Source organism: Massilia sp. Soil_C_3 (genome assembly GCF_057657035.1).
Genome location: NZ_JBDGJG010000004.1, coordinates 41572 through 59996 on the forward strand (window position 1 = coordinate 41572; position 18425 = coordinate 59996).

18 protein-coding genes are annotated in these 18425 nt (G+C 65.0%); 7 read left to right on the forward strand and 11 right to left on the reverse strand.

Annotated features, from left to right (window positions below; translation table 11 throughout):
- Window positions 1–30 precede the first annotated feature (30 nt).
- The 8 genes from AC3A6F_RS08435 to AC3A6F_RS08470 form a co-directional block, all read right to left on the reverse strand.
- The gene (locus AC3A6F_RS08435) at window positions 31–654 is read right to left on the reverse strand and encodes an L-threonylcarbamoyladenylate synthase (RefSeq protein ID WP_147936861.1); all 624 of its coding nucleotides are present in this window, start codon (window positions 652–654) and stop codon (window positions 31–33) included.
- Between the two features lie 18 nt (window positions 655–672).
- Window positions 673–1548 carry a protease HtpX gene (htpX, locus tag AC3A6F_RS08440; RefSeq protein ID WP_487679736.1) on the reverse strand — a complete coding sequence of 292 codons (876 nt, stop codon included), beginning with the start codon at window positions 1546–1548 and terminating at the stop codon, window positions 673–675.
- A gap of 93 nt (window positions 1549–1641) precedes the next feature.
- Complete coding sequence (locus AC3A6F_RS08445) at window positions 1642–2727, reverse strand: extracellular catalytic domain type 1 short-chain-length polyhydroxyalkanoate depolymerase (protein WP_487679738.1); 1086 nt, start codon at window positions 2725–2727, stop codon at window positions 1642–1644.
- Between the two features lie 14 nt (window positions 2728–2741).
- Window positions 2742–3158, reverse strand: a complete 417-nt coding sequence (locus AC3A6F_RS08450) for a CopG family transcriptional regulator (protein WP_487679740.1) — start codon at window positions 3156–3158, stop codon at window positions 2742–2744.
- A gap of 166 nt (window positions 3159–3324) precedes the next feature.
- Window positions 3325–5052 carry a serine hydrolase domain-containing protein gene (locus AC3A6F_RS08455; protein ID WP_487679741.1) on the reverse strand — a complete coding sequence of 576 codons (1728 nt, stop codon included), beginning with the start codon at window positions 5050–5052 and terminating at the stop codon, window positions 3325–3327.
- Between the two features lie 498 nt (window positions 5053–5550).
- Complete coding sequence (locus tag AC3A6F_RS08460; protein ID WP_487679743.1) at window positions 5551–6636, reverse strand: helix-turn-helix domain-containing protein; 1086 nt, start codon at window positions 6634–6636, stop codon at window positions 5551–5553.
- Window positions 6637–6673: 37 nt separating this feature from the next.
- Window positions 6674–7507 carry a 3',5'-nucleoside bisphosphate phosphatase gene (locus tag AC3A6F_RS08465; RefSeq protein WP_147936869.1) on the reverse strand — a complete coding sequence of 278 codons (834 nt, stop codon included), beginning with the start codon at window positions 7505–7507 and terminating at the stop codon, window positions 6674–6676.
- 52 nt (window positions 7508–7559) lie between these two features.
- Window positions 7560–8432, reverse strand: a complete 873-nt coding sequence (locus AC3A6F_RS08470) for a LysR substrate-binding domain-containing protein (protein WP_487679745.1) — start codon at window positions 8430–8432, stop codon at window positions 7560–7562.
- Window positions 8433–8508: 76 nt separating this feature from the next.
- Between AC3A6F_RS08470 and AC3A6F_RS08475 the strand changes: the two genes are divergently transcribed.
- Window positions 8509–9576 (forward strand): NAD(P)H-dependent flavin oxidoreductase, encoded by a 1068-nt coding sequence (locus tag AC3A6F_RS08475; RefSeq protein ID WP_487679747.1) that lies wholly within the window; start codon window positions 8509–8511, stop codon window positions 9574–9576.
- Entirely contained in the window at window positions 9545–9922 is a 378-nt protein-coding gene (locus AC3A6F_RS08480) for a hypothetical protein (protein WP_487679749.1), read from the forward strand. Before AC3A6F_RS08475 ends, AC3A6F_RS08480 begins: the two co-directional genes overlap by 32 nt.
- On the opposite strand, the gene AC3A6F_RS08485 is transcribed toward AC3A6F_RS08480, so the two are convergent.
- Entirely contained in the window at window positions 9825–10367 is a 543-nt protein-coding gene (locus AC3A6F_RS08485) for a FlgO family outer membrane protein (protein WP_487679750.1), read from the reverse strand. The two genes, AC3A6F_RS08480 and AC3A6F_RS08485, sit on opposite strands and share 98 nt — an antisense overlap.
- A gap of 7 nt (window positions 10368–10374) precedes the next feature.
- Window positions 10375–11058: a hypothetical protein gene (locus AC3A6F_RS08490; protein WP_487679752.1), complete on the reverse strand. Its 684-nt coding sequence runs from the start codon at window positions 11056–11058 to the stop codon at window positions 10375–10377.
- Window positions 11059–11421: 363 nt separating this feature from the next.
- Here AC3A6F_RS08490 and AC3A6F_RS08495 point away from each other — a divergent pair, with 363 nt between their 5' ends.
- The 3 genes from AC3A6F_RS08495 to AC3A6F_RS08505 are packed head-to-tail and all read left to right on the forward strand — an operon-like array spanning window position 11422 to window position 15831.
- Entirely contained in the window at window positions 11422–12663 is a 1242-nt protein-coding gene (locus tag AC3A6F_RS08495) for an efflux RND transporter periplasmic adaptor subunit (protein WP_487679754.1), read from the forward strand.
- A gap of 40 nt (window positions 12664–12703) precedes the next feature.
- A complete protein-coding gene (locus AC3A6F_RS08500; protein WP_487679756.1) occupies window positions 12704–13402 on the forward strand; it encodes an ABC transporter ATP-binding protein in 699 nt (232 codons plus the stop codon).
- Window positions 13399–15831, forward strand: coding sequence for an ABC transporter permease (locus tag AC3A6F_RS08505; protein WP_487679758.1), 2433 nt, complete (start codon window positions 13399–13401; stop codon window positions 15829–15831). Before AC3A6F_RS08500 ends, AC3A6F_RS08505 begins: the two co-directional genes overlap by 4 nt.
- Here the strand turns inward: AC3A6F_RS08505 and AC3A6F_RS08510 are convergent.
- Window positions 15824–16699, reverse strand: a complete 876-nt coding sequence (locus AC3A6F_RS08510; protein ID WP_487679760.1) for an alpha/beta fold hydrolase — start codon at window positions 16697–16699, stop codon at window positions 15824–15826. The two genes, AC3A6F_RS08505 and AC3A6F_RS08510, sit on opposite strands and share 8 nt — an antisense overlap.
- 139 nt (window positions 16700–16838) lie before the next feature.
- On the opposite strand from AC3A6F_RS08510, the gene AC3A6F_RS08515 reads away from it, so the two are divergent.
- Complete coding sequence (locus tag AC3A6F_RS08515; RefSeq protein ID WP_487679762.1) at window positions 16839–17363, forward strand: gamma carbonic anhydrase family protein; 525 nt, start codon at window positions 16839–16841, stop codon at window positions 17361–17363.
- Window positions 17364–17366: 3 nt separating this feature from the next.
- Complete coding sequence (gene hslO, locus AC3A6F_RS08520; RefSeq protein WP_487679763.1) at window positions 17367–18335, forward strand: Hsp33 family molecular chaperone HslO; 969 nt, start codon at window positions 17367–17369, stop codon at window positions 18333–18335.
- Window positions 18336–18425: the final 90 nt, after the last annotated feature.

An 18425-nucleotide genomic window follows, 5' to 3' on the forward strand; every position in this document is an offset into this window, starting at 1 on the left:
CACTTGTCCTGTGGAATTCTTAAGGCAGTGTCATAGACCGAAGGCCGCCGGATCGCCCCTGCCCTCGCGCACCAGTTCCGGTTCGGGGCCGGTCAGGTCGATGATGGTGGTCGCCTCCAGCAAGCCGGCGCCGCCGTCGATGATCAGCTCGATCTGCTTTTCCAGCCGCTCGCGCACTTCTTCCGGGTCGGACAGCATGTGGTCGTCGCCCGGCAGTTGCAGGGTGGTGCCGATCAGCGGTTCGCCCAGTTCTTCGAGCAGCGCCAGCGTGATGCGGTTCTCGGGCACGCGCAGGCCGATGGTCTTGCGCGACGGGTGCGACAGGCGGCGCGGCAGTTCGCGCGTCGCCTCCAGGATCACCGTGTATGGGCCCGGCATCGTGGCCTTGAGCAGGCGATATTGTGTGTTATCCACGCGCGCATATTGCGCGACCTCGGACAGGTCGCGCACCAGCAGGGTCAGGTGGTGCTTGTCGTCGATGCCGCGGATCCGGCGCAGCTTGTCGACCGCCGCCTTGTCATCCAGGCGGCATACCAGCGCATACGCGGAATCGGTCGGCAAGGCGACGATGCCGCCGCTGCTGACGATCTGCGCCGCCTGCTTGATCAGGCGGGCCTGGGGATTTTCGGGGTGGATCTGGAAATATTGGCCCATCTAAACGTCCTTGATTGATTAACGCAGTTGCTGGAGCGCGGCGATGCGCTGTTCCATCGGCGGGTGGGTCGAGAACAGCGCGCCCCAGCCGCCGCCGCTGCCGGAAATGCCCGACGCTGACATCGTCTTGGGCAGCGCGCCCGGCGCCAAACCACCCAGGCGGGCCAGTGCATGCTGCATCGGCACCGGGCTGCCCATCAGTTTCGCGGCGCCGGCGTCGGCGCGGAATTCGCGCTGGCGCGAGAACCAGGCGACGATGATCGAGGCCAGCAGGCCGAACAAAATTTCGAGCACAATCACGCTGGCGAAGTAACCGATGCCGGGGCCCTCGCCCTCCTTGCGGAACAATACCTTGTCGACGAAGAAACCGACCACACGCGCCAGGAACACGACGAAGGTGTTGACCACGCCCTGGATCAGGGTCAGGGTGACCATGTCGCCGTTGGCGATGTGCGCCACCTCGTGGCCGAGGACGGCTTCGACCTCGTCCTGGTTCATGCTCTGCAGCAAGCCGGTCGAGACCGCGACCAGCGCCGAGTTTTTAAACGCGCCCGTAGCAAACGCGTTCGGCTCGCCCTCATACACGGCAACTTCGGGCATGCCGATGCCGGCGCGCTCGGACAGGCGGCGCACGGTTTGCACCAGCCATTGCTCGGTGGAGTTGGCCGGCTGCTCGATGACGCGCGCGCCAGTCGACCACTTGGCCATCGGCTTGCTCATCAGGAGAGAAATGAAGGCGCCCGTGAAACCGATGACGATGGACATGACCGCCAGGGCAGGAATGTTGAGCCCTTGCGCGGACACGGCACGCCCCAGGCCGAGCAGGTTCATGACCAGCGTCAGCACCAGCACGACGGCAAGGTTAGTGGCAAGGAACAGCACAACACGCTTCATGGCAGACATCTCCTGAAAATTGATGACAGGATGCCAAGGTTGGGCTGAACCGGGGAAAATTCAAGGCCCAGCCATTAGCGGACCGGGCCGTCCCTAGCGCTGCAGGAAAAAGCGCAGCATCTCGCGCGAAGCATTGGGGCCGAGCGCATCGGTATGCGAACCAGCCGCATCGCCGCCCGCCCAGGTGTGGCCGGCGCCGTGCACGATCCAGTGTTCCGCCATTGCCCGCCCTTCTTCGTCGCGCCAGGTGCGGTGGGTAGCGCGGCGCCCGCCCTGGGTCGATTCGGTTTCGCTCGCGTGCAGCGGCGTGGCGCGCAGGCCGGCGTGGGCGCTGACGAATTGCTTCAACACCGCTTCACCGTTGCCCTGATTGACCACATGATCGGCATCGCCATGGAAGACGATCACCGGCACCGCCTCGCGCAGGCTGCGCCCGCGGCCCGGCTTCTTCATGGCTTGCAAGCCCGTGATCATGTCGCGCGCGCTGCCCGCCGGCAAGCCGGAGTGGACGCCGATCGCGGCAAACAGTTCCGGATACTCGGCGCCGAGCACCGCCGCCATCGCGCCGCCGGCCGACATGCCGGCCACGAACACCTGCGACGGCTCGGCATCGTATTCCCGCAACACCTCGCGCGTCATGCCGGCGAGGATGCCCGGCTCGCCGGCGTCGCGCGCCTGGTGGCCCGGCTCGAACCAGTTCCAGCAATGTGAATGGTTGGCGCGGCCGTCCTGCTCGGGGTACAGCACCAGGACGCCGAGTTCTTCGGCCAACGCGTTCATGCCGGTGCCGACCGCGAAATCGTCCGGGTTCTGGGTGCAGCCGTGCAGCATCACGACCAGCGGACGGCGTCCCTCGGCCGGTTTCGCGGGAATGTACAACTTGTAGCGGCGGCTGCCCGCTTCGCCGCCGTGGCTGCCGGCGATGAAGCGGCCGGGCAGGCGCGACTGCGGCTTCGTAGCCGGACGGGGCCGTGACTTCGGCTTGCTCCAGGCCGGCGGCGAATTGAGGTCGACGAATTGCGGCGCTTGCGGCGATGCGTCGGTCTTTTGCTGGGGCGTGAGCAGGCCGGCCTGGGCCAGCGCCTGCTGGATGATATCGGTGGCGGCCTGCGGGTCGCGCGTCTGCACGCGGCGCGCCGATTCCATCATCTGGCCGATGAACTGTTCGAAAGGTTTCATGGGTATATCCTTCTTCATGATTGGAGGCGGTCGGCCAATGCTTCGCGCACGGCCGTTGATGCAATAAAGGCGCCCAGCACCTGGAGGGATGCGATCGCCTCGCGCGCCAGGCTGGCGGGGACGTCGTCCTCGATCACGGCCAGGCCAAGGACATGGATCTCAAGCTGCTGCCCGTCTGCAACAATCTGTTCCAGTTCACGCCGGGTGTAGCGGTACAGGCCCATCACATAGCGTTTGCGCACGACTGTTTGCCGAATGACATCCACGTGCTGCTGCAACAGATTGCGGATCGCGGTGCGGACCAGGTCGGTGCGGTTCGAATAAAACCCTTCTTCGACCAGCAGATCGACCTGGGCCAGGTCGACCAGTCCAACGTTGACCGTAACCTTGTCACTGTCGGGGAGCTTTTTTTCTGGGGAAACTAGCTTCATATCGCCTCCTATACTCTTCACATACTCCATCTGGAGTATAAACTGCAAATTTCAAGGTGGCTGAGGGAATTTACTTGAGTTGCAGGGGCACAACAGAGCACGCAGGAAGACGCTGGAACGCAAAAAGCCAGGCGCTGCCTGGCTTCGCGGGAGACGAAAGGGACGATCAGGCGCCAGGGGTGCGGATCTTCTTGAACTGCAGCCCCCGGGCTTCATCGCCAATGATCTGGAAGCCGGTCACCTCCTGATCAGTGCCGCGCTGGAACCTGAGCCCGCCCATGAACGGCTTGTTGCCCGAAAACCTGTTGGCGTCGAGCGGCTTGAAGTCGATCTGGCCGACGCGTAGATTGTGTGCGCTGAGCACCCCTTTGCTGACAGTGAAAACATAAGAGGCATTGAGTTCTTCGTTATGGAAGGCGCCCGTGAACTGGTCCAGGTCCCGGTCGCTGTACGACACGGGCGTATAGGACTCGAACACTACCGGGTCACTGGCCCCCATGCTGTAGTGCATTTCCGGTCCATGCTTGCCAGCGACGAACTCGACGAAATAATGGTCGTCGCCCTCGATCTTCAGCTGGAATCTCGTACCGCCCAGGGGAATCAGTTCACGCCCAGGCGCTCCGCCTGCCCTGCCGTAATACAGGACGTCGTCCTTGACGTAGATAGCAGCAGGAACCGCCCGGACCGCGGTCCAGTAATTGCCCGCGTACTGCGCAAGCTGGGCCGGCGCGACCTTCACGCGCTCGATGCGCGAATAGTCGATCGTCAGAGGTTCGACAAACTGCTTTTCGAGCAGGACTGACGCGAGCCGCATGCCATAACTTCCGTTGTAATTTAGCCCCGAGCTCAGTACGACGACCGAGACATCGTGATCCGGAAAGCTGAACACCGAACTCGCGTATCCGCCGACGCCGCCGATCTGGTATTTCTTCGAGATCCCTCTTTCCTGGCCCGCATGCTGCTGGCCGTAGGTCGAGACCCTGGCGATATCGCGGATGATTACCCCGCTATCGAGCTTGATCGGCTGATTCAGCTTGTCGGCCAGCGCCTGATTGCCGGGCGCGGGCAATGCCAGGCTGGTGCGCCAGAGTGACAGGTCGCGTATCGAGGAATACAGATTGACCAGGCCGGGAGTGTTGCGCCCACCCACATCGTGTTTGTAGACGCCATCTCCTGCACTCCGGTAAGGAACCGCCCTGTTGGCCATGAACTGGGCGTCGTCAACCACGAACTGCGTGTTCACCATGCCCAGGGGCGCAAAAATATTCTTCTTGCAGAAAGCATCGAAGGCCTCCCCGGAGACGACTTCGACGATCCTGGCCAACAGGATGAACCTGCTGTCGCCGCCTGGCGAGAATTCTTCGCCTGGCTTGAAATGCAATGTCTTCTGACTCTTGAGGAGTTCAAGGACGGCTGCGTTCTGCCCGGGGCCGCTCGCCTCCCACCCGGCCAGGGCTTGCAAGACCTTGTAGCCGGCAACGCCGTCGGTCGAGCTCAGCAGGTGATTGACGGTGATTTTCTCGCCAAGATCGGGCAGCTCGGGCACATACGTTCTGATGTCGTCGCCCAGCTTGAGCTTGCCCTGGCTTTCCAGCATCAGCGCAGAATAGGCGATAAATTCCCACGCCAGCGTATCGATCTGGAAGCTGGTATCGACGGTTGCCGGAATACCGTGCTCGAGATTGGCCTGGCCGTAGGCCTTCTGATAAACCAGCTCGCCGTCCTTGAACATGGCTACCGCCAGCGCCGGTCGGGGAATACTGAAGTCGCTGAACACAGCGTCGAACTTCTGCATGGTGGCGGCGTCGATGCTGCTACCGGCATGGGCCGGCAGCGACAGCGATGCGAGACCTACCAGCACAAATTGCAGTGCGATGAGACCGTGTTTCTTCATATGGACCGATTCCTGTTTTTATTAGCAGTGTCAATATAATTCAGTGGAACAGCTCCTCCCTCCGAGTTCACCACATCCACCACATAGCTGTTTTTCCTGAACACATCCTGGGCAATCGCCGGCGATGCGAATGCGCAGTCAGGCCGGAATAGCAGAAGATAAAGCGCCATTAATATCTGAATAAAGAGAGGTCGACACATACATTCACCTGAAATGTAGAAATACCTGTTACCGAAGGTAGATACGGTTGCCCGGCCGCGCACCCGCCCGGATCGGTCGTCCGGGGGCGACACACGGCATCGCTAGCCAATATAGGAGGACCGCCCGGCGCCGCGCTCATGAACCATGATTTCGGACTCCGGATACATGATTCCGCAGCCGCTGGCATGCGCAGCGCCGCGGCTCACCCGGGGCGGGAGCAAGAAACGATCAGGGAGAGAGGTGGCCGCAGCCGGGGCTGGTGGCGTATTTCCAGGGACCGGACGTCGGCCCGGAAGGCTATGAGGCGGGCGTACCCACGGTGCGATCCGTACAGGATGCACGCGAGGCAGACGCGCGGGCGGCGCGGTAGCTCGCCGGTGTCTGTCCGGTGGTCTTCTTGAATGCAGCGAAGAAGGTGGAGGTCGAATTAAAACCGCTGCGCTCGGCAACGAGTTCCATATTCATGCGAGACTCACTGATCAACAAGTCCTGGGCATGCTGGATGCGGAACTCATTGATATACAGGTTAAAACTTTTACCCAGATTCTCATTGATTACCTGGGACACCGTGGTTTGCAGATTCCCGACCTTCTTTGCCAGCAGCGCCAGGCTCAGATTGGGATTCAGGTAGAGCTGCTGTTCACGCATCACCCGGTTGAGCGATTCGATCAACTCGCCAGCATCCTGGTCAGTCAATTTACGATTCTGGTACTTTTCTTTTTTGGCGACCTCGGCTTTCGCTCCGTGGTGCACGATCCACGACAACATGGCGACATGTACCGAGAAGGTGAATGACAAGGCGCCGACAATATATGAGGTCAGCGGCGTTGTCACATACGCGGCCAGCAGCAGGAAACTACCGGAATATACGCTCAACAACAATATATTGCTGCGATTAAGCTTGCCGTCCGTATCGCGCAACACCGCACGCGATTGCCACAGTGCATTCCCGGCCAATAGCAGATACGCGAACCAATACGCATGGATGCCGCAAACATAGTAATACCATGCGTTCGGATACTGGGAATATGGGAAATTCACCGCGATCAGGATGATGCACGACGCCGACGAGAGATGCCAGCGCCAGCGACCGTTTGCGGCGCTGGCCTTCAGGTCGGCCAGATGACTATCCACGTAAAGATAGGTCAGTGGCCCGATCAGCAGGCAGGCCGCCAGGCCGATCTGCAGAAACTCGATGGCGAGATCGGGATTGAAATAATAGAACGTCGATTTGACCGTGCGAAAGCCGACCGCGATCAGCAAGGCGCCCAGCATGGCATGTGTGAGGCGGTTGGTGCAGCGGGTAAAAAAATACAGCGCCAGGAAAACGCCATTGACCCCGCCAAGGACGCTGAACAGAAAGAGTAATTGGCTCGAGATCACTCAGGTCGCCCGGGCATTTATCGACGGTAGCGCGGGATCAGAACCAGTCATGCCATACCGGCGTCACGTTCGACGGCAAGGGCGGCAACTCCGCGAACTCGACCCGCGCCTCGCCCGGCGCATGGAAGTCGGTGCCGCGCGAGGCCAAGAAACCATAGCGCCGCGCCAATTCGGCATAGATCCCGTACTGGTCCGGCGTGTGGCTGCCGGTGACGACCTCGATGGTCTTGCCGCCCAGTTGGCGGAACTCGTCGAACAGGACGCCTTGCGCCGTGTCGCTGAACCGGTAACGGCCCGGATGCGCGATCACGGGGATGCCGCCCGCACCGCGGATCCAGCCCATCGCCTCGGCCAGCGTGGCCCAGCGGTGCGGCACATAGCCGGGCCGGCCTTCGGTGAGAAAGCGGCGGAATACTTCGGAGGTGGTGTCGCACACGCCGATCTCGCACAGGAAGCGCGCGAAATGGGTGCGCGACATCAGGTCGGGATTGGCGACGTAGCGCAGCGCGCCTTCGTAGGCGCCGGGAATACCGGCCTGCTCCAGCTGGGCCGCCATCTCGCGCGCGCGCTGCTCGCGGCCGTTGCGGGTGGCGGCCAGGCCGGCGATCAGGGCCGGATTGTCTTCGTCGACCTGCAGGCCGACCACGTGCACGGTCTCGTTGGCCCAGGTGACCGAGATCTCGACCCCGGCCACGAAACGCATGCCCAGCTCGCCCGCCGCCTTGCGCGCGGCCTTGATGCCGCCGACCTCGTCGTGGTCAGTGAGCGCCCACACGTCGACCCCGCCCTTGCGCGCGTAGGCCGCCACGTCGGAAGGAGCGAGTACGCCGTCGGAGACGGTGGAATGGCAGTGCAGGTCGACTTTCAGCATGGGGCGAATGTGGTATCTGGAACGACACATTGTACGCGCATTTGGCTGCCCGCTATCGCGGTTCGAGCCCCACTCCCAGCCGCTCGGCGAACGCACGAAATGCCGGCGTCGCGAAGCCATCCCGCCAGACCAGGCAGGTATCGAGACGGCCCAATGGCAGGGTCTTCAACGAAGCTGGCGCACCGCCCAGCGCCAGCACGCTGGCCGGCAGCACCGTCACGCAGGCGCCGGCGGCCACGCAGGCGATCATCGCGTGATAGGAATTCATCTCTTGCACCCGCCAGGCCGGGTCGCCGGCGATGCCTAACCGGTCTTCCGCCAGGCTGCGATAGGTGCAGCCCTGCGGGAAGGCAGCCAGGGACCGCGCCGTCATCTTGCGGACCTCATCGACATCGGCTTCGCCGGGCGGCAGCAGCAACAGCAAGTCCTCGACCCAGACCGGCATCGAGCGCAAGCCCACCTCGGCCAGGTCGGCGCCGCCATCCACCAGGGCGGCGAAGGCGCAATCGAGCGAACCCGTCCTCACCTGTTCGACGATCTGGCGCGACGGGCCGGTACGCAACACCAGCCGCGTGGCAGGATGGTCGACGTGGAAGGCGGCCAGCACGCCCGGCAAGCGGCTGGCCGCGGTACTCTCCATGCTGCCGATCCGCAGCACGCCGCCCGAGGCGCCGTTCGACACGACCTGCCGCGCCTCGTCTTCCAGCGCCAGCAGCCGTTCGGCGTAGACGAGGAACTGCTCGCCCGTTGGCGACAAGGCAATGCGCTTGGCCGTCCGCACGAACAGTCCGACGCCAAGGTCAGCCTCGAGTTGCTGGATCCGGGTCGTCACATTCGATGGCGCCCGCCCCAGCCGCGCCGCAGCCTGCGTGATGCTCAGCTCCACCGCCACGGCGCAAAAAATGCGCAAAGATTCAGTTTCCATATATCTTTTCTCAAAACAGAATGATACCATCACTTCATTCTCAAATTGAGAATAACTTCAAACGAAAGGAGCCGCCATGCAACCGTCCAATCCATTCTTTTCCCAGCTGTCCGTCGCGCATCCGATCATCCAGGCGCCGATGGCGGGGGTGGGCACGCCGCAGCTGGCGGCGGCGGTATCCAATGCCGGCGCGCTGGGTTCGTTGGGAATCGGTGCGAGCACGGCGGCGCAGGCGCGCGCGACGATCGAAGAAACGCAGGCGCTGACGGGGAAAGCGATCAATGTGAACGTGTTCTGCCACGCGCCGGCCCAGCGCGATGCCGCGCGCGAGTCGGCCTGGCTGGCCCACCTGGCGCCGCTGTTCGCCGACGCCGGCGCGACGCCGCCCTCCACGCTCGATGAAATCTACCGCAGCTTCAACGATGACGAAGAGACGTTCCGGATGCTGCTCGACCTGCGCCCGCAAGTCGTCAGTTTCCACTTCGGCCTGCCGTCGGGCGAACGGCTGGCGGCGCTGCGCGCGGCCGGGATCCGCACCATGGCCACCGCCACCAACCTGATTGAGGCGCTGCGCATAGAACAGGCGGGAATCGACGCGATCGTGGCGCAAGGCATCGAAGCCGGCGGCCACCGTGGCATGTTCGACCTCGATGCGACCGACGAACGTCTGAGCATGGCGGTGCTGGTGCGCCTGCTGGTCAAGCGGACGGGGCTGCCGGTAATCGCAGCCGGCGGCATCATGGATGGCGCCGGCATCAGGGCCGCGCTGGACCTCGGCGCGGCCGGCGCCCAGCTGGGCACCGCCTTCATCCTGGCGCCGGAATCAGCGGCGAACGACGCCTACCGCGCCAACCTGCAGGGAGAACGCGCTGCCACCACGGCCCTGACCGCGGCGATCTCGGGACGCCCGGCACGCGGCATCGTCAACCGCCTGGTCAGCCATGGCGCCTCGAGCGTCCCGGCCGCCTATCCGGTGGCGTATGACGCGGCCAAGCAGCTGCACGCGGCGGCGGCGAAGTCGGGCAACCATGAATATGCGGCCCACTGGGCCGGACAAGGCGCGCCGCTCGCGCGGGCCATGCCGGCGGCGGAACTGGTGGAGACGCTGGTGCGTGAACTCAATGCCAGCGGCGACGCCGCCTGATGCGGGCCAGCCTGCCCTCGCCCTTCACCTGATGGGCGAGCTGCAGCGCTATCGCGCGCAAGGCGGGCCGGTCGGCCCGGTGGCGCAGCGCTTCGTGCTGGCGATCGACGCGGCGGACGACGTCGGGATCGCCCCCGACGTCATGGCCCGGCTGGCCATGCTGGCGCAGGCGCCGGAAGCGCTGGACGACGCCGAGCTGCGCTGGGTGCGCAATCAGCTGCCGGAAATCGTGCGCCAGGTCGCCTTGATCAGTCCGGCACCAGCATGGAACGGATCGTCCCCTGCTTGGCCAGCACGTAGTCATGCCCCGCCAGCACCAGATTCGTGGTCGGCTGGATCACCTTGACGTTGATGAAGATGGTGTCGCGCGTCTCGGCATACGAACCGACGACCACGGCCTGCGCGTTGTGCGTGCCGGCCACTTCGCCCAGCTCGCGGGTGAGCATCAGCTCGCCCTGGTTGCGCTTCAGGTAGACGCTGTTGCGCAGCTTCATTTCCAGCACCGGCAGGCCGCCCTGGGCCAGGCGGGTGGCGATCTGCTCGGACACCACGCGGCCCAGCATCGAGCTATGTTCGAGGGCGTCGATGTTGACGAGGGTGGCCATGATCAGGGGCTGGTCGCCGGTCAGCTTGCCGGCCAGCTGGGCCTGCAAGGCGTCGGCAGCACGGTAGTTGGCGGCGACGAAATCGTTCGCGCTCACCGACGTGTAGTTGGGCTGCTCGATCAGCGCGCAGCCGCCCAGCAGCAAGGACAGGCCCAGTGCGGCCGCCGATAATTTCAATGTGCGCATGTTCAGCTCAATGGTCCTTGACCGCGAAGGTCTTCGATGTCGGCACCGGCGCGGCAAGGGCGGCGTCGTACAGCGCCAGATCCTCGTCGCTGGTGTAGTAGACCGAGGTGTTCCGCGCGTAATAGCGTTGCTCGTCCGCGACCGAGACGGTCACGATCATTTCGGTCTTCGGCGTATCGCCTGGCGCGAACTGGGCGGTGAACCAGCGATGCGCGTCAAAGCCGTAGACGCCGGCCGTCAGCAGCCACTCGGGACTGTGCTGGATGCTGGTCAGGACCCAGGCGCCGCTGGCCAGCGCGGTCGGCAGGCCGGCATAGCGGTACTGCGGACGATCCGCCGAGAAGGCAACCACTTGCGTGTCGAGCTCGATCTTGAGGGCACCCGGCACCGGATTCTTGACGACCACGAAACCATCGTTGACCAGGGCGGTGACGAGGTGCGACTTCACGCCCGTGCTGAAAATCGACGGTTGCAGCGGCTCCACGTACAGGGAGCGGCTCGGCGCCGTCTTCAGGGTCGGGCCCAACTCGGTCGCCATATGGCGCGCGATCACGCCCCAATGGGCCGCGGCCTGGAGCTTGGGCTGGTGCGTGCTGGGGAAATTGGTGGCCACGGGGGCCGGGCTGTAGGGCATGGCGCAGCCTGCGAGCAGCAGGCCGGCGGCGAGTGCGCAGGCGCCTCGGTAAGCCATCGTGAATCCTGTCGGTCAGTGGCGCGGCCGGACTGGCGCACGCTCGGGGGCGACTGTATCACAGCAGTTTCCCAACGGCAATTTATCCATCGAGAGTGAGGGGTGAATACAACGACAACGGCCAGTAGTCTCTGAGGCAGTACGTTTCACTGACTTTATGTGGCATGCATCAATTCGTAAATTAGGAATTTTTATTTCTATAAGCTGGTAATTTTCTTGCTACCAAATGGAATCATCGTGCTAAGCTAATAACACACATCAGCGAGGGGAATGCAAGGTGCACGAGCCGGACAACGCAGCGGGCGTTATATGAACGGGTCCGGCCTGGACCCTGCCCGCACCGGCCCGGTAACCGGGGCGGCCATGGATGCACCCATCACGACCAAGCGCCCTGCCTGGCGCGCGCTTGCCGCCGCCGTGCTGGCCGGCGTCGCCATCGCCATTGCCGGCTACACCGCCTGGCCGCGCGGATTGGAAGTAGCGCGCGCCGACGTCCACATCGCCAGCGCCGAACCCGGCGCGTTTCGCGACGACCTGGTGGTGCGTGCCCAGGCGGTAGCGCTGACCTCGGTGATGCTCGACTCGACCGAATCGGGCCGGGTCGAGGAAGTGATTGCACGCGATGGCCTCGTCGTCGCCAAAGGCGAACTGCTGTTTCGCCTGTCGAACCCGCAGCGCCACCTCGACTTGCTGGCCCGCCAATCCGAACACGCCCAACAGATTTCCAACCTCTCGAGCATGCGGGTCGCGCTCGAAACGAGCCGCGCCGACCACCAGCGCCGCATCTCCGAGCTCAGTTACGAAGCGGCGCAGGCGGACAAGCACCACAAGCGCGCCGCCGAACTGGCCGCCAAGGGCTTTCTATCCCCGGCCCAGGCCGAAGAAGCGTCCGACCGCCTGGCCCAGCAGCAGCACCTGCTGGCCGAAGCCAACGGCGCGGCGCGCACCGACCTGGCCATCAAGCAGGATGTGGTGCGCCAGATGCACAAGGCGATCGAGGGCCTGGAGACTGGCCTGGGCCTGGTCGGCAACACAGTCAATGCGCTCGCCGTGCGCGCGCCGGCGGCCGGCCGCCTGACCGACTTCCGCCTGCAGGTGGGCGAAACGGTCAGGCCCGACCAGCGCATCGGCCGCATCGACGACCCGGCACGCTTCAAGCTCACGGCCCAGGTCGATGAGTTCTACCTGCGGCGCGTGGCCATCGGCCATCGCGGCAGTGTCGAGGTCGACGGACGCAGCTACGCGGTCGACGTCAGCCGCATCTTCCCCCAGATCAAGGATGGCCGCTTCGTCGTGGAGCTGGTCTTTGCCAAGGCGCAGCCCGACTCGCTGCGTCCAGGCCAGAGCGCCGATACCCGCATCACCCTCGGCGCGGCCAGCCAATGCCTGCTGCTACCCAACGGCGCCTTCGTCAACGACAGCGGCGGCGCCTGGGCCTATGTGTTGGCGGGCGATGGCCGCAGCGCCGTGCGCCGTCCGATCCGGCTTGGCCGGCGCAGCAATAGCCAGATCGAAGTGCTCGACGGTATCGCTGCCGGCGAGCGCGTCATCGTGTCGAGTGTCGCCGCGTTCGGCAAGGCCGAACGCCTGCGGCTCATCGACTAGCCCCCACGCGGCGCAGCCGCATCGTCCAACAGGAGACCGCATGCTCAAGCTTGTCAACCTCAGCAAATCTTTTACCGGTGGCGAGGTCCGAACGACCGCCCTGGACCATATTTCGCTCGACATCCAGGCCGGCGAATACGTGGCCATCATCGGCCCGTCGGGGTGCGGCAAATCGACCTTGCTGTCGGTGCTGGGCCTGTTCGAAACCTGTGACAGCGGCCAGTACTGGTTCGATGGCCAGGACGTTGCCGGCCACAGCGAGATGGCGCTCAACACCTTGCGGCGCGGGCGCATCGGCTTCATCTTCCAGGACTTCAATCTGCTCGAAGAACTGACGGTGGCCGAGAACGTCGAGCTGGCGCTCACCTACACCGACGTATCGCGGCAGGAGCGGCGCGAGCGCGTGGCGGCGATCCTGGAAAAACTCGGCGTGGGCCATCGGGCCCGGCACCGCCCGTCCCAACTCTCGGGTGGACAACAGCAGCGCGTGGCCATCGCGCGGGCGCTGGTGGCGCGCCCCGCCCTGTTGCTGGCCGACGAACCGACCGGCAACCTCGACACCGGGCACGGCAATGAAGTCATGCGCCTGCTACGCCAGATCAACGACGAGGGCACCACCGTGGTCATGGTCACCCACTCGCCCGAGCACGCGGCCCAGGCCGGACGCACCGTGCGCCTGCTGGACGGCAGGATCGAAGCCGCTGCCGATAGTGCCGTCCTGGCCGAGGTGGCGCCATGAGACTGGACGATTTCCGGATCGGGCTACGTCACCTGGTGCGCGAGCCGGGCTACAGCGCCATCGCCATCCTGGGCCTCTCGGTCGGCTTCGCGGCCTGCCTGCTGCTGCTCGGCTTTGTCCAGTACTCGTGGCGTTACGATGCCCACGTGCCGCAGGTGGAACAGATCTACGTCGTCAAGCAGCGCTTCAACGTCGACCCGGTGGCGCCCTGGTTCGACCAGGCCCCGCTGCTGCTGCGCACGATCGCACTGAAGACCCCGGACGTGGACGACGCCACCGCATTTTTCCGCCCCGAGCCGCCGACCGTCAAAGTGGGCAGCGCCCTGCACAAGATGCCGAGCCTGCTGGTGCTGCCCCATTTCGCCCAGGTGCTGGGACTGCGTGCAATCGAGGGCGACCTGGATGCGGCCCTGACCCGGCCCGAAGGCCTGGCGCTGACGGTATCGACCGCCCGGCGCCTGTTCGGCGCCGCGCGGGCGCTCGACCGGACCGTCCAGGTCGGCGACAAGGTGCTGCGCGTGGCGGCGATCGTGCCCGACCCGCCGGCCAACACCACCATTCCCTTCGAAGCCCTGTATGGCGTGACCTCGGTCTTGAACGACCCGGGCATGCGCACCGAGCTGCAGACGGGCGAACACGGCGCGTGGGGCCGTCTGCTGCTGCGCATCGAGAACCCGGAGGCCGTACCGCAGGTGGCGGCGGCGCTCCAGCGCGCGCTCGACACCGCGCCCGCGGTCCAGGGTGTGCCGCCGGACGTGCGTGCGCGCCTGGGCGACAGCAAGGTGATGGACCTGGCGCTGTCACCGCTGCGCGAAGCGTATTTCGACCGCGACGTGGCGCGCAATCCCGTCTCGCCGCCCGGCGACCGGGGCGATCGCACCACCGTGACCGGACTAGCCGTGGTGGCGCTGCTGATCCTGGCCATCGGCGCCATCAATTACGTGAACCTGGCCACGGTGCGCGTACTGCGGCGCCAGCGCGAAATCGGCATGCGCAAGGTGCTGGGCGCGAGCGTGCGCCGGATCGTCCTGCAATTCATGGCCGAATCGCTGCTGGTGTCGCTACTGGCCACGGTGCTGGGCCTGCTGCTGGCCCGTCTCGCCCTGCCCCTGTTCGCCGAACTGGTCGACCGCAATCTGGATCGGCTGTTCGCGCCCGTCAACGTGGCGGCGGCGCTCGCGATCGGCGTCGTGCTGGGCGTGGTCGCCGGCCTGCAGCCCGCCTGGACGGCGCTGCGCGTGCGCCCCGCCCAGGCCCTGGCCGGACGCGCCAATACCGAGTCGCGCGCCGGTGCGCGCTTGCGCAAGGCGTTGACCGTGCTGCAGATCGCCACCGCCGTCGGCCTGGCCAGCCTGGCCATGGGCATCGCGCTGCAAACCCGCTTTGCGGTCGATGCCTCGCCCGGCTTCGACGCGGCCCCGCTGCTGATCGTCGACTTGCCCGAGCGCGGCAAGAAGAACGAGGCCGTGCGCGGCTTCATGACGGCGCTGGGCCAGCAGCCCGGCGTGCACAGCATGGTGCTGTCCGAGCACGTGGTCGGGCGCACCGGCAATGGCATCATCCAGGACATCAAGCGCGACGGCGGCGCCAGCGTATCGGCAGAAACCAAGATGATCGACACCAATTTCTTCGAGGTGTATGACCTGAAGCCGGTGGCGGGCCGCCTGTTCGACCCGCGCCTCGACCAGGAAAACGCCGTCGGGCCGGTCGTGATCAATGCCATCGCCGCGCGCCAGCTCGGCTTTGCCACGCCCCAGGCCGCGGTGGACCAGACCTTGCTGCACCCGGGCGACGACGGCAAGATGATTCCCTATCGCGTGCTCGGCATCGCACCCGAGCTGCGCTTCCGCTCGCTGCACGACGCGCCGCGCGCCACGCTATATGTGCTCAATACCGACTGGGCCGCCGTGCTCAGCGTGCGCAGCACCACGTCGGTGCTCGATGCAGAGCGCGCCGTGGCGGCGCTATGGAACCGTTACTTCCCGGATGCCATCCTGCATACCGAGCGCGCGGGCGACGTACTGGCCGCCAATTACGCCGACGACCGCCGCCTGGCCCAGTTGTTGGCGCTGGCCACCCTGATCGCGCTGGCGATCACTTCCTTCGGCATGGTGGCGCTGTCGGCTTCGATCGTGCAGCGCCGTGCGCGCGAAATCGTGCTGCGCAAGCTCTACGGCGCCGGCCGCACCCAGATCGCCATGCTGCTCGGACGCGAACTGGGCGGCCTGATCGGCATTGCCGCCTTGCTCGGCCTGCCGCTGGCCTTTCTCGCACTCGGCCATTACCAGGCCGGCTTCGTCGAGCATGCGCCGCGGGTGTACTCGATGCCGTGGCTGGCGCTGGCCGGGGTGGCGCTGGTGACCTTGCTGGCCACGCTGCGCCATACCTGGAGAGCGCTGACCATGCGGCCGGGCGCGGTGCTCAGGTAAGGAATTGCTCGACCATGGTCGCCAGCAATTCCGGCTGGTCATGGTGCAGCATATGGCCGGCCTGCGGCACCATGCGCGGCGTCACGTTCTGCAGGTAGGCCATCCGCCGGTCGACCTCGGCGCGCGCCTGGTCCTTGGCGCCCATCCAGCGCCACATATCGGTGTCCTCGGCCTCGACCCACAGCACCGGGGCCGTGATGGCGCTCCAGCAGGCCATGATTTCGTCGACGTGGTACAGCAAGGGCGAGCTCATTTTATGCGCCGGGTCGCCCAGGATCTTCCACAGGCCGTCGCGGTCCTGCTCAGCCCAGTGGGCGGCCAGGAAGGCGGCGCGGTCCTGCGCCAGGCGTGGATTGGTCTTGCGCAGGCGCGCCGCCACCTCATCCAGGCTGGCATAGCCGCGCATCTCGGGCGGCTCGCGCAACTCGTCCAGCCACTTGGCCACGCGGCCCGGATACTGTTTGGGGTGCGTGGTCGGCAGGCCGAAGCCTTCCAGGTTGATCAATTTCGCAATGCGCTGCGGCCGCACGCCGGCATAAATGCCGGCGATATTGCCGCCCATGCTGTGGCCCAGCAAGTTCACCTCCTCGCCCGGGGCATAGTGGTCAAGCAAGACGTCGAGATCGGCCACGTAGTCCGGGAACCAGTATGTGTCGTCGCCCGAACGCGCGCTCTGGCCGAAGCCGCGCCAGTCGGGCGCGATCACGTGCCAGTTTCCCTGCAGGCAATCGACCATGAACTGGAACGAGGCCGACACGTCCATCCAGCCGTGCAGCATGAACAGCTTGGGCGCGCCGGGCGAGCCCCAGTGGCGCACGTGCATGCGCAGGCCGCGCACGGTGAGGAATTCGGAACGTGAGGCTTTCATGGATTTCCCAAATTAGTACGGTCGTTCGGATGATTATACGGGCCGACCGTTGAATTCGCGCACTGCGGCCCCATCTGCCGGACTTCGGGACAGGACGGGGCGGTAAAATAACGCCATTTCCACCTACGCGAGCACATCCATGGCTATTTACCAGCTGGGCGAGCATGCGCCCGAGATCGATCCGTCGGCGTTCGTGGCCGACACGGCCACCCTGGTGGGCAGGGTCAGGCTCGCCGCGAATGCGTCGGTGTGGTTCGGCACCACGCTGCGCGGCGACAACGAGCCCATCACGATCGGCGAGAACAGCAATGTTCAGGAAGGCACCGTGATGCACACCGATCCGGGCTTCCCGCTCGAGATCGGCAAGAACGTGACGATCGGCCATCAAGCCATGCTGCACGGCTGCACGGTGGGCGACGGCTCGCTGATCGGGATCCAGGCCGTGGTGCTCAACGGCGCGCGGATCGGCAAGGGCTGCCTGGTCGGCGCCGGCGCCCTGGTCACGGAAGGCAAGGAGTTTCCCGACCACTCGCTGATCCTGGGTTCGCCCGCGAAGGTGGTGCGGACACTGACACAAGAAGACCTGCTGCGCCTGGAAGGCAACGCCGCGAACTATGTTGCGCGCGGCCAGCTGTTCAAGGCGCAACTCAAGAAAATCGGATAAAGAATGACGACTACGGATACTGGCACCACTAACAGGGACACCCTGCAAAAATTCATCTTCGACAATGCGGCCGTGCGCGGTGAGCTGGTCGAGATTTCGGACACCTGGCGCGAGATCCAGGCCCGTCACGCTTACCCGAAAGCCGTGCGTTCGGTGCTGGGCGAGATGGTGGCGGCCGGCGCCCTGCTGTCGGCCAACCTCAAGTTCAACGGTTCGATCGTGATGCAGATCCACGGCGACGGCCCGGTGCGCCTGCTGGTGGTCGAATGCGACGCCGACCTGCGCATGCGCGCCACGGCGAAACTGGCGCCCGACGTCGAGATCGCGGACGACATCACCCTGAGCGACATGTTCAACGCCAACGGCAAGGGCCGTTTCGTGATCACGCTCGACCCGGCCGACAAGGTCCCGGGCCAGCAGCCCTACCAGGGCGTGGTGCCGCTCGACGGCGACGATATGGCGACCGTAATCGAAAACTACATGCTGCGCTCGGAGCAGATGGACACGCGCCTGTGGCTGGCGGCCGACGACAAGGTCGCGCGCGGCCTGCTGCTGCAAAAACTGCCGCGCCACAGCGGTAAAGAAGATCAGACCAAGCAGGCCTCCGAGGCCGAAGACCTGGAAACCTGGAACCGCGCCGCCATGCTGGGCCAGACCGTCAAGCGCGAAGAGCTGCTGTCGACCGATATCTCGACCCTGCTGCACCGCCTGTTCTGGGAAGAGACCATCCGCGTGTTCGACCCGGTGCACCCGCAATTCCATTGCAGCTGCAACCGCGAGAAGGTCGGCAATATGCTCAAGATGCTGGGCCAGGAAGAAGTCGAATCGGCGCTGACCGAGCTGGGCGAACTGGGCATCAACTGCGATTTCTGCGGCAAGCACTACGCCTTCGACAAGGTCGACTGCGCACAGCTGTTCGCCAGCGACAGTCCGGTGCAGACCATGATGCCGCCGAGTGGTAGTACGCATTAAGGACGCTGGCTTCGTTCCTTTGCTAGCGTAAGCACGTCGTTCCCGCGGAGGCGGGAACCCAAGGCCTTTGCGTGGCCACTTGCGTTCGAG

Bases quoted from the DNA above. Each gene is read 5' to 3' on its own strand.
- AC3A6F_RS08435 (WP_147936861.1), bottom strand. From the start codon at position 654: ATGGGCCAATATTTCCAGATCCACCCCGAAAATCCCCAGGCCCGCCTG.
- htpX (WP_487679736.1), bottom strand. From the start codon at position 1,548: ATGAAGCGTGTTGTGCTGTTCCTTGCCACTAACCTTGCCGTCGTGCTG.
- AC3A6F_RS08445 (WP_487679738.1), bottom strand. From the start codon at position 2,727: ATGAAACCTTTCGAACAGTTCATCGGCCAGATGATGGAATCGGCGCGC.
- AC3A6F_RS08450 (WP_487679740.1), bottom strand. From the start codon at position 3,158: ATGAAGCTAGTTTCCCCAGAAAAAAAGCTCCCCGACAGTGACAAGGTT.
- AC3A6F_RS08455 (WP_487679741.1), bottom strand. From the start codon at position 5,052: ATGAAGAAACACGGTCTCATCGCACTGCAATTTGTGCTGGTAGGTCTC.
- AC3A6F_RS08465 (WP_147936869.1), bottom strand. From the start codon at position 7,507: ATGCTGAAAGTCGACCTGCACTGCCATTCCACCGTCTCCGACGGCGTA.
- AC3A6F_RS08470 (WP_487679745.1), bottom strand. From the start codon at position 8,432: ATGGAAACTGAATCTTTGCGCATTTTTTGCGCCGTGGCGGTGGAGCTG.
- AC3A6F_RS08475 (WP_487679747.1), top strand. From the start codon at position 8,509: ATGCAACCGTCCAATCCATTCTTTTCCCAGCTGTCCGTCGCGCATCCG.
- AC3A6F_RS08485 (WP_487679750.1), bottom strand. From the start codon at position 10,367: ATGCGCACATTGAAATTATCGGCGGCCGCACTGGGCCTGTCCTTGCTG.
- AC3A6F_RS08490 (WP_487679752.1), bottom strand. From the start codon at position 11,058: ATGGCTTACCGAGGCGCCTGCGCACTCGCCGCCGGCCTGCTGCTCGCA.
- AC3A6F_RS08495 (WP_487679754.1), top strand. From the start codon at position 11,422: ATGGATGCACCCATCACGACCAAGCGCCCTGCCTGGCGCGCGCTTGCC.
- AC3A6F_RS08500 (WP_487679756.1), top strand. From the start codon at position 12,704: ATGCTCAAGCTTGTCAACCTCAGCAAATCTTTTACCGGTGGCGAGGTC.
- AC3A6F_RS08505 (WP_487679758.1), top strand. From the start codon at position 13,399: ATGAGACTGGACGATTTCCGGATCGGGCTACGTCACCTGGTGCGCGAG.
- AC3A6F_RS08510 (WP_487679760.1), bottom strand. From the start codon at position 16,699: ATGAAAGCCTCACGTTCCGAATTCCTCACCGTGCGCGGCCTGCGCATG.
- AC3A6F_RS08515 (WP_487679762.1), top strand. From the start codon at position 16,839: ATGGCTATTTACCAGCTGGGCGAGCATGCGCCCGAGATCGATCCGTCG.
- hslO (WP_487679763.1), top strand. From the start codon at position 17,367: ATGACGACTACGGATACTGGCACCACTAACAGGGACACCCTGCAAAAA.